The organism is Ensifer sp. Root278 (assembly GCF_001429285.1).
Taxonomy (GTDB): domain Bacteria; phylum Pseudomonadota; class Alphaproteobacteria; order Rhizobiales; family Rhizobiaceae; genus Ensifer.
On sequence record NZ_LMJJ01000040.1, the window covers coordinates 567,803 to 582,419 of the forward strand.

Here is a 14,617-nt window from a genome sequence, read left to right on the forward strand (position 1 = left end):
TTCGATAGAACTAGCGCCGCGCTTTCGATTGTCGATCTCGACAATGATATAATTTCACAACCGGTTTAAATTGACAATCAGATTATGGGCATCCGGCGACGCCGATTGTCGACGCAGCGGGCACCGGAACTGTGCCGAATTTGCGCATAGCCATTGAAAGCGCAAAAGCTGCCCTAGAATTAATAGAGTAAGGGCGTCGCAACGCTCGGCGCCTTCTGGCAATCGCGACAGGGGAGGATCGCCGATGCGCTGCTTCACGGTACTTGGGCCCTCACAGACCGGAAAAACCACGCTGGCAGAAAAGCTGGCCGGTCTGGAGGGGGCCTCCAGAAAAGCTGTTTCGCCCTATGGACTGAACCTCACGGAATTCGAGTTTGGCGGCGAACCCTGGTGCGCGCTCGATGCACCCGGCGGAACCGAGGCGCTTGGCCACGCGCAGCATGCGCTGATTGCCAGCGATGCCTGCGTGCTCTGCGTCTCGCCGGCGCCGGAGGAGGCGGTGCTGGCCGCGCCCTATCTCAAGGTGATCGAGGCCTCGGGCACGCCCTGCATTCTCTTCATCAACCGCATGGACGAGCCGCGGGCGCGGCTGCGTGACGTGATCGCCGCGCTCCAGGACTATTCCGGCCACATGCTGCTCCTGCGCCAGGTGCCGATCCGCGAAGGCGACAAGATTGTCGGCACCTGCGACCTGATCTCCGAGCGCGCCTGGCGCTACCGCGAAGGCCAGACCTCGGCGCTGATCGAGATCCCCGATACGGTGATGGAGCGCGAGAAGGAGGCGCGCACCGAACTGCTGGAACATTTCTCCGAGTTCGACGACTGGCTGCTCGAGGAGCTGATCGAAGATCGGGCGCCGGCAAGCGACACGATCTACGCGATCTCCACGCGGCTCTTGAAGGAAAACCGGATCATCCCGGTGCTGGTCGGCTCGGCGAGCCATGCCAATGGCATCATGCGGCTGATGAAGGCGCTGCGTCATGAGGCGCCCGCTGTCGATGCGCTTCGAAACCGGCTGGCTGCGGCCGGCTCGATTGCCGAGACCGCCCTTTCGGCTGTCAGCTTCCATGCCTACCACCGCGCCAATGTCGGCAAGACCGTGCTGGTGCGGGCGCTGACATCGGGGATCAAGCAGGGCATAACGCTCGGCGGCGGCAGCCTCGGCTCGCTGCAGGACCCGGCGACCGGAAAACCGCTGCCAAACGCCACGCCGGAGGCGGGCGCGATCATCGCGGCGGTCAAATCCGAGCACCTGCCGGTGCCGGCGCTGCTTGCCGGCAATAGCACGGCCGAGGCGCCGGACTGGACGGTGCCGCCGACGCCGATGCTGGAGCGCATCCTGGTGCCCGACAGCGAGCGCGACGAGACCAAGCTTTCCGGCACGCTCGCCAAACTTGCCGAGACCGACCGCGGGCTTGCGGTCATGCAGGAGGAGGGAACCGGCGCCCAGCTCGTCTGCGTGCAAGGGCCGATGCACCTGCGCGATCTCTGCAAGACGCTCGCCGACGTCTTCCACGTCGGCGTCACCGACAAGCCACCGAGCCCGACCTATCGCGAGACGGTGCTGAAACCCTCCGACGTGCACTATCGCCACCGCAAGCAGACGGGTGGCGCCGGGCAATTTGCCGACGTCAAGCTCAGCGTGCACCCGAACGAGCGCGGCACCGGCTTCTCCTTTGCCGAGACGGTGAAGGGCGGGGCGGTGCCGCGCAACTTCATCCCGGCGATCGAGGCCGGGGCGCGGGAGGCGATGGAGAAAGGCCCGCTCGGCTTTCAGGTGATCGATGTCGGCGTGACCTTGACCGACGGCCAGCACCATTCGGTCGACAGCAACGACTTCGCCTTTCGGGCGGCGGCCAAGATGGGCGTGCGCCAGGCGCTGTCGCAGGCCTCCGCCGTGCTGATGCAGCCGGTCATCCGCATCGAGATCCACATCCCCTCGATCTATTCCGGCAGCCTGGTGCCGATTGTCTCCACCTACAAGGGCCAGGTGCTCGGCTTCGACCGGGACGAGACCGCCAAGGGCTGGGACATCTTTCGCGCACTGGTGCCCGGATCGGCGCTTGACGATCTCGCCCGGGCACTGCGGGCGGCCACGCAGGGGATCGGCTACTTTTCCAAGAGCTTCGACCATTTCGAGGAGCTCTACGGCAAGGAGGCCGATGCGGTGATCCACGCGCATGGGGCGCAGCAGGCGGGGTGAGGCGAGCGGCCCTTCGGGCAGATGTCGGTGTTCATGGGGTGGTGCGGACGGCTCAACTCGATTGCCGGGCTCTACGGCGCCGCGCGTCTTATCAGACGCGCAAAGGTCGCTGTAGAACTTTGCTTGGCTGCATGTCGCGCAAGAGCGCCGCGCTTCAGGCTGCCAGGCTGGCGATCCTGGGAATGAACCAGAGCATCGCGCTGGTGCCGATGCCGTAGGCGATTGCCCGGCGCGCGAAGGCGGCGTGGTAACCAACCACCGCGCGCCCCGCCCAGGCAACCGCCAGAGCCGCGGCAACGAAGATGATCTGTCCCGCCTCGACGCCGAGGTTGAAGGTCAAGAGGCTCAGCGGCACATCCGACTGCGGTAATCCGATCTCCTTCAGCGCGCCGGAGAAGCCGAAACCGTGCAGCAGGCCGAAGGCGAAGGCGACGACCCAGGGATAGGTTTCCGACAGGCGCGCTTCGTTCGGTCTGGCCTTGAGCAGTTCGCTTGCGACGAAGGCAATGCTGAGGGCGATCGTTGCTTCGACCGGCTTCTGGGGAAGGCTGAAATAGCCGAGCGATGCTCCGGCGAGCGTGATGCTGTGGGCGACGGTGAAGGCCGTGATCGTGTTGAACAGCATCCAGCGGTCATGGATGAGCAACATGAGCGCAAGCACGAAGATCAGATGATCGAAGCCCAGGAGTATGTGCTCGATGCCGAGCAGGAAATAGGTTCGGGCCACTTCAAGGCGGGTCTGCGCGCCGGCCGCAGTGAAGGAGGGCGCCTCGGGCATGAGGCGCCCAACCTCCGTGTCGCCATTCTCGTATTCGATGCGCACCAGTGCTTCGGTCAGCGTGGCCTTGAGCCCGTCGATGACGATCGTGCCATTCCGCAATCCCCCCGCGCAGTCGACGGTCCACCGCTCCAGATAGGCGCTGCCTTCGAACCACCGCATCGGCGTGGCCCTTTCGATGCACTGTTTTGGCAGATGCGCGTCGAGCGCCAGCCGCATCCTGCCCTGCGCCGGCACCTTCCAGAGAACGGCGAAGGTGTCGTGCGCGGTTTCGCGTATGTCGAGATAGGCCGGCCGAACCTCATGAGCGATAGCGGAAGCGCCGAGCAGCAGGAGGATCGGCAAGGCGAGAAGGGCACAAGGCGGTCTCATCTGCCGTCCCCCGCGGCAGTGGGGGCTTCGACGCTGACCTGGTAGCGAGCGAGCAATTCACCGAAGCGTTGCTGCTCAAGTTGGGCACGCTTGGCGTTTTCCCACTCCCTTGCCACTTCGTCGCGGACGTCCTTGAGTTGCGGCACCCGGCCCGGCGCATGCTCGGACACCCGGACCAGATGGAGGCCGAAGCTGCTGGCGATCGGCCCCGTCCACTGACCGAGCGGAGCCTTTTCGAGCCCGTCCGCAAGGTCGCCGCCGAAGGTCTGGTCGATCGCCGCCTTGCTTGTGAGCAGAACTGCCGCGGGAAGCAGGGACGCATCGCCAAGCGAAGCGGGGTCGGCCGTGTCGTTGCTGCGGAGCTCCGCGAGCAAGGCGGCGGCGTCCTCAGCAATCGTGTCGCCGTGCCGGGCGGGATTGAGAAACACCTGCTCGAATGCCAGCTTCGCATCGGTGGCGAAGGTTGCCGGATTGGCCTCGAGATAGGCTTCCAGTTCCGGATCGGTGACCGTCACGGGGACGGCGTCGGCGGCGTTCAGGAACTCCATTTTCTGCCGCAGGCGGCGGCGCACGACCGTGTCGTCCCGGTCGAGCCCGAGTTCGAGCGCCTGGCGCACCAGAATTTCCTCCTTCACATAGTCGTCGATCATGCCTTTCAGCTCTTCCGCCGTCGGCGAGCGCTGCCAGGTCTTGGTGAAGACCGTTGCCATCTGCTCGATCTTCGACGCACTGACGACCATTTTTTCCGGCGCATCGGCGCCGGTGCGCAGAAGGCCGTGCGCGGCGAAAATCAAAAGTGCAAGTGCCAGGAAATGGACCAGCGGCTCTCGTAAGATGCGTTTCAGCATGGCCGTGCTCGCTCGCTTGACGGAGGGCGGCGGGCGCATGGTCTTCGTGCGTCCGCCCGCATGCGGTCATCCATCTCCCGGATTATGGCGTGTACCAGATCGGAGAGGTGTAGGCGCGCTCGGTCACGGTCATGCGCGTGCCTTCCAGCGGCCTCGTCCCGAAACGCTTGGCGTCATAGGCCGTCCACCGGGGCGTCGGGATCTCGATGACGCGGCCGTAGTAGAAGGCCTTCTGCTTCGGGTCGAACTCCGGGTCCTTCCAGACGGCGATCAGCTCGGGCGCGCCGATGGTGTTGGTCCATGTGGCGTTCTCGATGTCGACCGTATCGCCGACAGACGGCACTTTGCTGTCCGGGCCCGGCTTGCGGTCTCCGCCCCAGGCGACATCGTAGACCTGTTCGTGCGTCTCGCCCTTGTCGTCAAGCCAGCCCTTGACGACCTGGTAACGATCGAGATTGGCGCCGATCGGGTCCCTGAGCGCGGCAACGAGAAATGTCGGTGCCTTGCCCTCAGGCGCCGCCGTCAGATCGCCACCCATGGGCACGCCCTTGGCATAGCCGATGGCGCCGGGATTGCGGCCTTCGGCATCGGCCGGTTCGAAGTCCCAGCCGCCGAAGAAGCGCACGAGCATGCGCGGTCCTGTTGTCGCATAGGTCTCCTTGCGCTGCATGGCGTCCCAGATTGACTCGCGGGTGTTTTCCACCGCCCAGACGGCTGCGTAGCCAGACGCCCCGACCTCCCAGTCCATCACCGTTATGTTGGTCTTAGGGTTCTTGACGAAGGTTGCAGTCAGTCGTTCCGGGCTCGGTTCCTGGGGGGTCGTCTTGCCGAAGAAGTTCTCTTCCTCCATGGCCGACAGACCGGTATGCGAGTCCGAGCTGCCCACCAACCCGAACTTGTAGGGATTGGTGCCGAGTTGAGCCTCGAGCTTGAGGCCGTTCTTGAACGCCGAGCGCGCATATTCGAATTCGAGCATGTCCGGCGTCTTGCGCTCGCTGGCATCGAGGTTGCCGAAGTCCCAGATCTCGAAGTTTGCGAACTCGTCATTGGGCGCGAGCGCCGGGTGCGCCTCGCCGGTGCCCTTGGTCTGGGTTGTCTCATAGAGCCGTTCCCAGCGGGCGCGTTGCTCGACATAGTCCTTGTCCACCGGCTTGCCGGTGAAGGATTCGATCATCGGGAACATGCGCCCGTTGGACAGGTTGCCGTTGTGGGCGATCGCCAGCACACTGCCACCGGTCTTGTCCTCGTAGGCCTGCATCCACTTCCACAGGTCGCGCGGATTGTCGCTGCCGAGCGGCTTCAGCGTCGTGTAGGGCAAGACCTCGTTCGCCTTGTCGGCATTGTCGCGGAAGATGACGTTGCGGTGCAGGTTGTTGCCCGCTGTGTTCGATGTCCATTCGTAGCCGATGAAGGCGGTGAAGCGGCCGGGCTCGTTATATTCCTCGGCCGCCTTGATCGTGTCCTGCCAGGCGTTCTTGTAGGGGCGGGTGTCGGGCCCGTAGATCATCGACTGCGGCAGGGTGCCCTCGCTGAACCCGACGATGATTTCCATCGCCGCCTTGCCGCCCTGGCCCGACTTGATCATGTCGTACCAGGTCTTGGCCTGCGGATCGGAGATAACCTCCGGCTTGCCGGCGAAGAGGTCCGGAAACATGCCCATGTTGTCGGAGTGGTCGGAGACCACCAGGAAGTCGAGCGGGCGCGACAGCTTGGCGGGCTGGCCGCTCGACGCCATGACCTCTTCGCCGCGGGCGAAGCGATAGGCGTCGCGCGGCGTCAGCCGCGCCCCGAACGCGCCGGCGTCGAATGAGGCTCCGGTGTGAAGATGCGTGTCGCCGAACAGGGGGCGGGTCGGAAAATTGCGGCCTGCGTAGGGCGAATAGAGCGGCTTGGCGGCAAAAGCCTTTTCGGCCTTGGCCGTGTCCAGCGTGCCGGTGTCGTTATGTTCCTGTGCGGCTGCCGGGAGCGCCGGGCCAAGGCTCAGAATGCTTGCAAGGATCAATTTGGCAGACTTGTTTCTCATCGCTTTCCCCTCCGTGCGGCACGGCCGCTTCGCGAAAGACTGAGCTACTGCACGGAAACAATCGCACGGCGCTGCGGGGATTTCCTTGACTTTGATCAAGATCACCAGGGCGATGAGGGGGCGGGCCAGCGAGCAGGACAAGCGGGCAAAAGCTCGCCCGCCGCCCTCCGATGCCAGCTAACGGTCAGTTGGCAAACTCGGCGTTGCGACCTTCCCGTTCCTCTGACTGCAGGCGATCGCCTCCGGGCAGGCGCGCGTCTCCGGCACGGCGGTGGCGCCGGAGGCGGTATCGGCCGCACCCTTCATCGTGCGGATCAGGCTGGATGACGAGGCCTTTGCCGCAAGGCTGCCCGCGGGCGCGGCAGGGGTTGCCGCTGTATTCACCGACCGGGTAAAGGCGGCGCATGTGATCCGCCGGGTGCTTTTGCGCCAGATCGCGATCACCAACTATATCAACCCGTTCTGATGGAGCAACGGAAGCCTGATCTGGCAGCGGAAGCAAAGGTGGCGATCAACTGCGCGCCCGCCGTTGTTAAGCCGCCTGTTGCGACGTAGCATGGCCACCCCATGCCGAGGTCCAGGTCGCAGCAGGTCATGTCACTTTCTTCCATTCAACCATCGCCACAGATCCTGCTCACCAGTGCCGGGCGGGCATGGAACGTGCTTTCGGCCGACTTCATCCATATTCCGCGCGGCCGGGTGCATGTGCCGGGCGGCGAGATGCACCGTCTGGGCATGCATTTCGGTCCGCCGGTCAACGCCGATTGCCAATGCGGCGGTCGGCGCATGCGGCGGGTGCAGAAGCCGGGCGATATCGACATCATTCCGGCCGGCGTCGACGGTTCCTGGGAGGATGATGCCGACTGCCGGATCCTGCGGCTCAGTTTCTCGCGATCGCTGCTCGACCGGGTCGCGGCCGACCTCGGGCGGCATGGCGACAGGGTGGAATTGATGCCGCAATTGCAGCTGCGTGACACCAGGCTCGAAGCGATCGGCTGGGCGATCAAGGCGGATCTGGAGGCCGACACGCCATCCGATCCGCTCTATATCGACCTTCTTGCCAATGCGCTTGCCGTGCGGCTGATCGAGACCGCGACGGGCGGACCGCAACGGCCGGAAGGGCGGAGCGAACCGAAACTCTCGGCGCGGCAATTGCGGGTTCTGACCGAGTTCATCGAGACCCATCTGGACAAGAGGCTTCATCTTGCCGACCTTGCCGCGGTCGCGGGCTTGAGCGCCACGCGGCTGAAGACGCTCTTTCGCAACAGCACCGGCCTGCCGGTGCACCAATATGTGATCCGCCGCCGCGTCGAGCATGCCCGTGCGCTGATGACCACGACGATGATGCCGGCGAGCGAGATTGCGGTCGCCGCCGGCTTCGCCCATCAAAGCCATATGGCTTCAACGATGCGCCGGCTTCTGGGCGAGACGCCTGGCGAGATCATGCGACGCGCGGCCGAAATCTGACCGAAGCTGCAAAATCCTGGCCGAATCTGTGCGACGAGGGCCCTCGCGGTCCCTAGAACTTGCCGATCTTCAGCAAGGAACGAGATCATGTTTGTTATCCTCGGGGCCGCCGGAAAGGTGGGCTTTTCAACGGCATCGGCACTGCGCGCGGCGGGCCTGCCGGTCAGGGCGGTGCTGCGCGACGCGGCCAGGGCGGACAAATTGCGCGCGATCGGTTGTGACGTCGCGCTCGCCGATTTGCAGGACCCGGCGGCACTCCGTCAGGCATTCGCGGGTGCGCAAGCCGTGCAGATCATCCTGCCGCCGCCGCTCAGAGCCGAGGACGCCAGAGCTGAAATGCGCCGGATGACGGCGAACATGGCCGAGGCGATTGCGCGCGCAGGGCCGGAACGCGTGCTGGCGATCTCCGACTACGGCGCCCATGTCGACGAAGATATCGGCATGCCCACTGTGTTCCGTCACTTCGAGGATCGCCTTCGCGAGCTCGCCATGCCCAAGGTGTTCCTGCGCTCGGCGGAGCATATGGAGGGCTGGGCCCGCAGTATCCCCACGGCGATCGCGACGGGCATTCTGCCGAGCCTGCACCACCCGGTCGAGCGGACATTTGCCGCCGTTTCGACCGGCGATGTGGGCCGATCGGCAGCCGACCTCCTGCGCCGCCCGAGCATGGAAAAGGTCGAGCGTATCGTTCACGCCGAAGGACCGCGCCGCTATAGTGCCGCGGATGTTGCCGGCGCCCTCAGCCAGTTGCTGGGCCGCACGATCACCGCTCAGGCCGTGCGGCGCGAGCATTGGCAGGCGGCGCTTGAGCGGGCTGTGAGCGCGAGCACCGCCGGGCTCCTGGTCGATCTCTACGACGCGCACAACAAAGGCGGGCTGATCGACATCGAGCCGCAGGGCGAGGTTTGCTACGGCACCACCGAACTGGTCGAGGCTCTCCGGCCGTTCGTACCGGCATGACGGGACAGGGCGACAGGTCGAGGTTTCCGCGATAGCCTGACGGCGGGTTTTCGAATTCGAACCGGGTGGCGTCATGGATAACCGCGCAGGCGAGATGATGGTCTTTGTCCAGGTGGTCGAGGCCGGCAGTTTTTCCGAGGCGGCGCGGCAGCTCATGATGACGCCGTCGACCGTATCCAAGCTCATTCAACGGCTGGAAGCTCGGCTCGGCATCCGCCTGGTCGAGCGTTCGACGCGGCGGCTGCTTTTGACGGATGAAGGCGCGTTCTATTACGAGCGGAGCCAGAGGCTGCTTGCCGATCTCGACGAGACCGAGCAGCAGATCGCCCAAGGAGGTGCAGCACCCGAGGGGCTGATCCGGGTGAGTTCGTCCGTCAGCTTCGGCACGGCGGCGCTGGAGCCGATCCTGCCCGCTTTCTTTGAAGCCTATCCGAAGATCGTCATCGACCTCTCGCTGTCCGACGAGGTGGTCGACCTCTATCTCGAACGGACCGATGTCGCGATCCGGGTCGGGCGCCTGCCGGATTCCAATCTGGTGGCGCGCAAGATCGGCACGACAAAAAGGCGCATCGTCGCTTCACCCGCCTATCTCGCCAGGTGGGGCGTGCCGAAAACGCCGGAGGATCTGCTGAGGCATAATTGCCTGGGGTTCAATTTTCGCCGGGCAAACCCCGTCTGGCCGATGCGCGAGGGCGGGCGGATCGTCGAGCGGATGCTGAGCGGCTCGCTTCTGACCAATAACGGCGAAACCATCCGCCGCATGGCGATGGCAGGCGTCGGGATCGGGCGGATCGCCGACTATCACGTCCGCGGCCCGATCGCCCGCGGAGAACTCGTCGAGGTGCTTGCCGACAGCGCCATTGCCGAGGCTGATGAAATTCATGCGCTCTATCGCGGTGCCCAGCATCTGCCGGCGCGCGTGCGCGCGTTCCTCGATTTTGCCGTGCCGCGCCTGCAGCGCTTTCTGGCGGAGGATCCGGTAGCGGCTGCCCCGCCCGCAAGATAGCGGGCGGGCACAGTTCACGCTCTCGCTCAGGCTATCGGCAGGGGAGCGGCGGGATTGACCAGACCGGCTTCCCTGAGTTCGCGCCAGAAATCGGCGGGAATGACCTCGTTCAGTGCCGCGCGATCCTCCGCAATCCGGCTCGGCTGGCTGGCGCCGGGGATGACGGCGGCGACCGCCGGGTTGGCGAGCGCGAATTGCAGACCCGCGGCCTTCATGCTGATGCCGTGGCGGTCGGCGATCGCCTTGATGCGCGCGACCTTTGCAAGGATTGCGGGCGTGGCCGGGGCATATTCGAAGTTCGGTCCGCCAACCAGGGCACCCGAGCTATAGGGGCCGCCGACGATGATGCCGAGGCCGCGCTCTGCAACCATGGGCATGACGCGCTGGAGGGCGCGGTCGTGATCGAGCAGGGTATAGCGGCCGGCAAGCAGTAAGCCGTCGGGGCGGGGGCCTTCGAGCGCGAGCAGCAGTTCGATCGGCTCGACACGGTTGACGCCGAGGCCCCAGGCCTTGATCACGCCCTCGTCGCGCAGCCGGTCAAGCGCCTTGAACGCCCCCTTGCGGGCGGTCTCGAACACATCCAGCCATTCGTCGCCGTAGAAATCCTGGGCGACGTCGTGGACGAACGCGATCTCGATCCGGTCGGTCTTCAGGCGCTTCAGGCTGTCTTCGATCGAGCGCAGCGTCGCGTCATAGGAATAGTCGTTGACGATCTTGTTGGGCCGGCCATAGCGGAAGACGTCGCCCTTTTCCCCGAGATCGCGGGCGCTGACATCCTCGATCTCGTCGAGGATGACCCGGCCGACCTTGGTGCTGATGACGTATTCGTCACGCGGACGGCCGGCCAGCGCCTCGGCCATGCGGATTTCGGCGAGGCCGGCGCCATAGAAGGGGGCGTTGTCGAAATAGCGGATGCCGTCGTCCCAGGCGGCCTCCACGGTGCCGAGCGCTTCCCGTTCCGGGATTTCGCGGAACATGTTGCCGAGCGGTGCGGCGCCAAAACCAAGCTTGCCGGGAAGAATGTCCTTGAGTGCCATTCACTGTCCTTTGCTGATCAAATGGGGCAGGCCCTGCCTGCGTGGGGATGCTTCAGCGATGATCGCTGCGGTGCGTTGCCGTTGGACAGAGAAATAGGTCAGCCCGTGGATCGCCGGTAGGCAGACCGGGTTCGCAGGTATTAGGAAGCAAATTCACAGATGCCGAGACGGTCGATCTGTTGGGGGCGGCATGGCGCTCGCAATCTTGCGCCGCAGGGTCGATGCCGAATGGGACCGCCCGGCCAACGCTCCAGGCGCAGGGTGGGGGCGATCCGTTTGGCCGCGCAGGGTGCGCTCTCTCGTCAGCCTGATGCAGCGCGCCATCTCCATAAGACGAACGGCTGTAAGCCGGCCGGGCAAAGCTCCGGCGGCAATAAGGCAGCAGGTGCTCGGGCGGTTCAAAGGGGGCGAGCCGAAGGGCCCTGTCGTCACGGTGTTTGGAAGGCGCCAGTATCGTCCGCCGACGGATGAGGTTCACGCCGCGGGCCGGCCAGCCGTTCGCAGTTGGGGGTGGAGGAGAGGCCCGGGTTGGGCCCGTCCACCCGGGTGGGGGCGAAGATCGCCCCAACCGTCGACGGAAAACCCCCAATGCATTTTACCAGTTGTTATAGCCGCGAACCGGGCAGTTGGGCTGAAGGCCGAAGACGATCGTGCGACGGTGCGACCCTCTAATTTCGATCCACTGATTGGTGGTTCGACCGACTCTGGCGCCCTGCAAGCCCTCGGCCCGCGCTATCGCCAAAGCGCGTTGCGGGGTACAAATGCGGCGCTGGGCGCGGCGATCGCGATACTGGCGGTCGCGATAGTAGCGGTCGCGATAATAGTCGTCGCCGTAGTCCTCGTCGTCGTAATAGCGTCGGCCATCGTCATATCTTGGCCCACCGCCATCGAGATAGAGCTCTACGCCTTGGGCCAGTGCTGTGCCCGGCGTCAGTGCTGCGCCCGGTATCAGCGACGCGAGCAGCAGGCTGATTGAAATGATCTTCTTCATGTATGTTACCTCCTAAACGTCGGTCCCATTTAGCGCTCGTAATTATGAACGCAGCCAGAACGGAATTGTTCAGGCAACGAAAGACGCGACGCCCGCGTCGATCGCTGGGATGCTTGCATCGCTATACGTGAGTCCCGCTCAAACGAGCATGTTTTTGCGTGATTCATGTTTGCCTGTGGCGGCATCAGCCGCCTTGGGACATTGAACCTAACGCGCGCGAGTTTTACGACCGGTCTTTTACCTTTCCCACACGCAGTGATATGCGTATATTAGACCGTTCTAATTCGGAGAGAATTCAACGATCTGCAGTAGAGGTGTTCGCCATGACCATTGGCCAGAGCATGCTTGCGGGTGCAGCCTTCTTCGCGCTTGGTTTTACGTCCGCATGGGCACAGCAGGTTTCAGGGACGCTCGGCGCACCCGGAGCGACCACGACAATTACGGGTAAGCAGCTTCCGTCGCCAAGTCCGGCTTTTGGCGGCGTGATCAAGGAAAAAGCCTCGGAATCGACGCCCTGGTGGACGCCGCGTGTCGTGCCTCCGAAAGGCGCTCCCAATGTGCTGCTCATCATGACGGACGACCAAGGCTTCGGCGCGCCGAGCACCTTCGGCGGGGTCATTCCGACACCGGCGATGGACCGCATCGCCAAAGAGGGGTTGCGCTTCACGAACTTCCACTCGACATCGCTTTGCTCGCCGTCTCGTGCGGCGCTGATCACCGGGCGCAATCACCATTCCGTCGGTTTCGGCGTGGTCGGCGAAATCGCTACCGGGTATCCCGGTTACGATTCAATCATTCCCATCGAGAAAGGAACGATCGGCACGATCCTCAAGGAAAATGGCTACGCCACCTCATGGTTCGGCAAGAACCACAACACGCCGTCCTATCAATCGAGCCAGGCGGGGCCCTTCAACCAGTGGCCGACGGGCATGGGCTTCGATTATTTCTACGGCTTCGTCGGCGGCGATGCCAGCCAGTGGCAACCGAACCTGTTCCGCAACACGACTGCCATCTATCCGTTTGAAGGCAATCCCAAATGGAACCTGGAAACGGCCATGGCCGACGACGCGATCCAGCACATCAAGCAACTGAGCGAGATCGCCCCCGGCAAGCCCTGGCTCGTATATTACGTGCCTGGCGCCACCCATGCGCCGCACCACCCGACGCCCGAATGGATCAAGAAGATCAGCGACATGCACCTCTTCGACGAGGGCTGGAACAAGGTTCGCGAGACGATCTTCGCCAATCAGAAGCGGCTCGGCATCATGCCTGAGAACGCGAAGCTCACGCCTTGGCCCGACAGTTTACCGCAATGGGATTCGCTCAGTTTCGAGCAGAAGAAACTGTTCATCAGGCAGGCCGATGTGTACGGCGCCTACCTTGCCTATGCTGACAACGAGATCGGGCGGGTCATCCAGGCGGTGGAAGACCTCGGAGAGCTCGACAACACCCTGATCATCTACATCGGCGGCGACAACGGAGCGAGCGCCGAGGGCATGCTCAACGGCACACCGAATGAGTTCACCACATTCAACGGTGTCGAAGTTCCGGTTAAGGACCAGTTTCTCTGGTATCCATTCTGGGGTTCGGAGCGGACATTCCCGCATTTCGCAGCCGGCTGGGCCTGGGCAATGGGGACACCGTTCAAGTGGGTAAAGCAGGTGCCGTCGCATTTCGGCGGGACGGCGCAGGGCATGGTCATGTCCTGGCCCGGCCATATCAACGACGCGGGCGGGATCCGCGCGCAGTTCCACCACTTCATCGACATCGTGCCGACGATCCTGGAGGCGGCAGGCATCCCGCAACCGGAGACGATCAACGGCATCAAGCAGGAGCCGATCGAAGGCGTCAGCTTGGCCTACACATGGGACAAGGCGAATGCCACTGCCCCGACGCAACACCAGACGCAGTACTTCGAGATGCTGGGAAACCGCGCGATCTATCACGAGGGATGGGTCGCCGCGACGACGCCCGCAACACTGCCGTGGGAACTCAGCACCAAGACGCCTCCCGACGTGATCACCGGCTACAATTGGGAACTCTACAATGTCGACGAAGACCCGACGCAGTTCACCGATCTTGCCGCCAAAATGCCTGACAAGCTCAAGGAGTTGCAGGACCTCTTCTATGCCGAAGCGAAGAAGTACAACGTGCTGCCGCTCGACAATTCGACGCTCGCACGCTGGAACGCCCCTCGACCCAACCTGACCGCCGGACGGACGGAATTCACCTATCAGGGAGAATTGAGCGGTGTGCCGGGCAGTGCTGCGCCCAGCACCTTGAACAAGTCCTATACGATTACTGCCGACGTCGAGATACCGGACGGCGGTGCGCAAGGCATGATCGTCACCGAAGGCGGCCGCTTTGGCGGTTACGGCCTCTTCCTCAGCCAGGGAGACTTCGGTGTCGGCAGTGGGAAGGTCGTGTTCCTCTACAATCTCCTCGACCTCAAGCGCACCATGTGGGAGGGACCGGAACTCGAACCCGGCAAACACACGATCGTCTTCGACTTCAAGTCGGATGGAAAGGGACTTGGCGCCGGCGGCACAGGCGTTCTGTCGGTGGACGGCCAGGAAGTCGCCACGAACAGCATCGACCACGGCATCCCGGTTACCTTCCCCGAGGATGAGACCTTTGACGTCGGTCTCGACACACGCACCGGCGTTGCCTTGCTGGAATACCGCTACGACACGCCCTTCCGCTTCACGGGCAAGATCGACAAGCTGACTTTTGAACTGAAGCCAAACGCAACGCCCTAGAGCGCCGTGCGTTCAAGCGAACGCACAAAGGACGCTCTAGCACTTTGAATCTAGGCCATTTTTCCGCTTCCAGTGATTCCACTTGAGAGCGGGATGCTCTAGCGCCGGTGCATCGCAAGGCTTGGACATAAACGGCTACAGCGCCGCGCGTCTTATTAGACGCGCAAAGGTCG

10 protein-coding genes and 1 pseudogene are annotated in these 14,617 nt (G+C 63.8%); 6 read left to right on the plus strand and 5 right to left on the minus strand.

Annotated features, from left to right (window positions below):
- Positions 1-244: 244 nt before the first annotated feature.
- Entirely contained in the window at positions 245-2,203 is a 1,959-nt protein-coding gene (locus ASE60_RS24545) for an elongation factor G (protein ID WP_057253854.1), read from the plus strand.
- A 154-nt stretch (positions 2,204-2,357) separates the two neighbouring features.
- Here the strand turns inward: ASE60_RS24545 and ASE60_RS24550 are convergent, their stop codons facing one another.
- From ASE60_RS24550 to ASE60_RS24560, 3 genes are all read right to left on the minus strand, one after another.
- Complete coding sequence (locus tag ASE60_RS24550) at positions 2,358-3,353, minus strand: HupE/UreJ family protein (RefSeq protein WP_057253856.1); 996 nt, start codon at positions 3,351-3,353, stop codon at positions 2,358-2,360.
- Positions 3,350-4,201, minus strand: a complete 852-nt coding sequence (locus ASE60_RS24555) for a peptidylprolyl isomerase (RefSeq protein ID WP_057254420.1) — start codon at positions 4,199-4,201, stop codon at positions 3,350-3,352. Before ASE60_RS24555 ends, ASE60_RS24550 begins: the two co-directional genes overlap by 4 nt.
- 82 nt (positions 4,202-4,283) lie before the next feature.
- Entirely contained in the window at positions 4,284-6,224 is a 1,941-nt protein-coding gene (locus ASE60_RS24560) for a DUF3604 domain-containing protein (RefSeq protein ID WP_057253858.1), read from the minus strand.
- Between the two features lie 226 nt (positions 6,225-6,450).
- Between ASE60_RS24560 and ASE60_RS24565 the strand changes: the two are divergent.
- From ASE60_RS24565 to ASE60_RS24580, 4 genes and pseudogenes are all read left to right on the plus strand, one after another.
- Positions 6,451-6,690 (plus strand): annotated as a pseudogene (locus ASE60_RS24565) (efflux transporter periplasmic adaptor subunit); the annotation flags it as partial.
- A 128-nt stretch (positions 6,691-6,818) separates the two neighbouring features.
- Positions 6,819-7,691 carry an AraC family transcriptional regulator gene (locus ASE60_RS24570; RefSeq protein WP_057253863.1) on the plus strand — a complete coding sequence of 291 codons (873 nt, stop codon included), beginning with the start codon at positions 6,819-6,821 and terminating at the stop codon, positions 7,689-7,691.
- An 87-nt stretch (positions 7,692-7,778) separates the two neighbouring features.
- Positions 7,779-8,651 (plus strand): NAD(P)H-binding protein, encoded by an 873-nt coding sequence (locus ASE60_RS24575; RefSeq protein WP_057253865.1) that lies wholly within the window; start codon positions 7,779-7,781, stop codon positions 8,649-8,651.
- A gap of 73 nt (positions 8,652-8,724) precedes the next feature.
- Positions 8,725-9,657, plus strand: a complete 933-nt coding sequence (locus tag ASE60_RS24580) for a LysR family transcriptional regulator (RefSeq protein WP_057253867.1) — start codon at positions 8,725-8,727, stop codon at positions 9,655-9,657.
- Between the two features lie 26 nt (positions 9,658-9,683).
- On the opposite strand, the gene ASE60_RS24585 is transcribed toward ASE60_RS24580, so the two are convergent.
- Together ASE60_RS24585 and ASE60_RS24590 are read right to left on the minus strand one after the other, a co-directional pair.
- Complete coding sequence (locus ASE60_RS24585; RefSeq protein ID WP_057253868.1) at positions 9,684-10,694, minus strand: aldo/keto reductase; 1,011 nt, start codon at positions 10,692-10,694, stop codon at positions 9,684-9,686.
- A 595-nt stretch (positions 10,695-11,289) separates the two neighbouring features.
- Positions 11,290-11,685, minus strand: a complete 396-nt coding sequence (locus ASE60_RS24590) for a hypothetical protein (RefSeq protein WP_057253870.1) — start codon at positions 11,683-11,685, stop codon at positions 11,290-11,292.
- A gap of 323 nt (positions 11,686-12,008) precedes the next feature.
- On the opposite strand from ASE60_RS24590, the gene ASE60_RS24595 reads away from it, so the two are divergent.
- Complete coding sequence (locus ASE60_RS24595) at positions 12,009-14,444, plus strand: arylsulfatase (RefSeq protein WP_110878545.1); 2,436 nt, start codon at positions 12,009-12,011, stop codon at positions 14,442-14,444.
- Positions 14,445-14,617 lie beyond the last annotated feature (173 nt).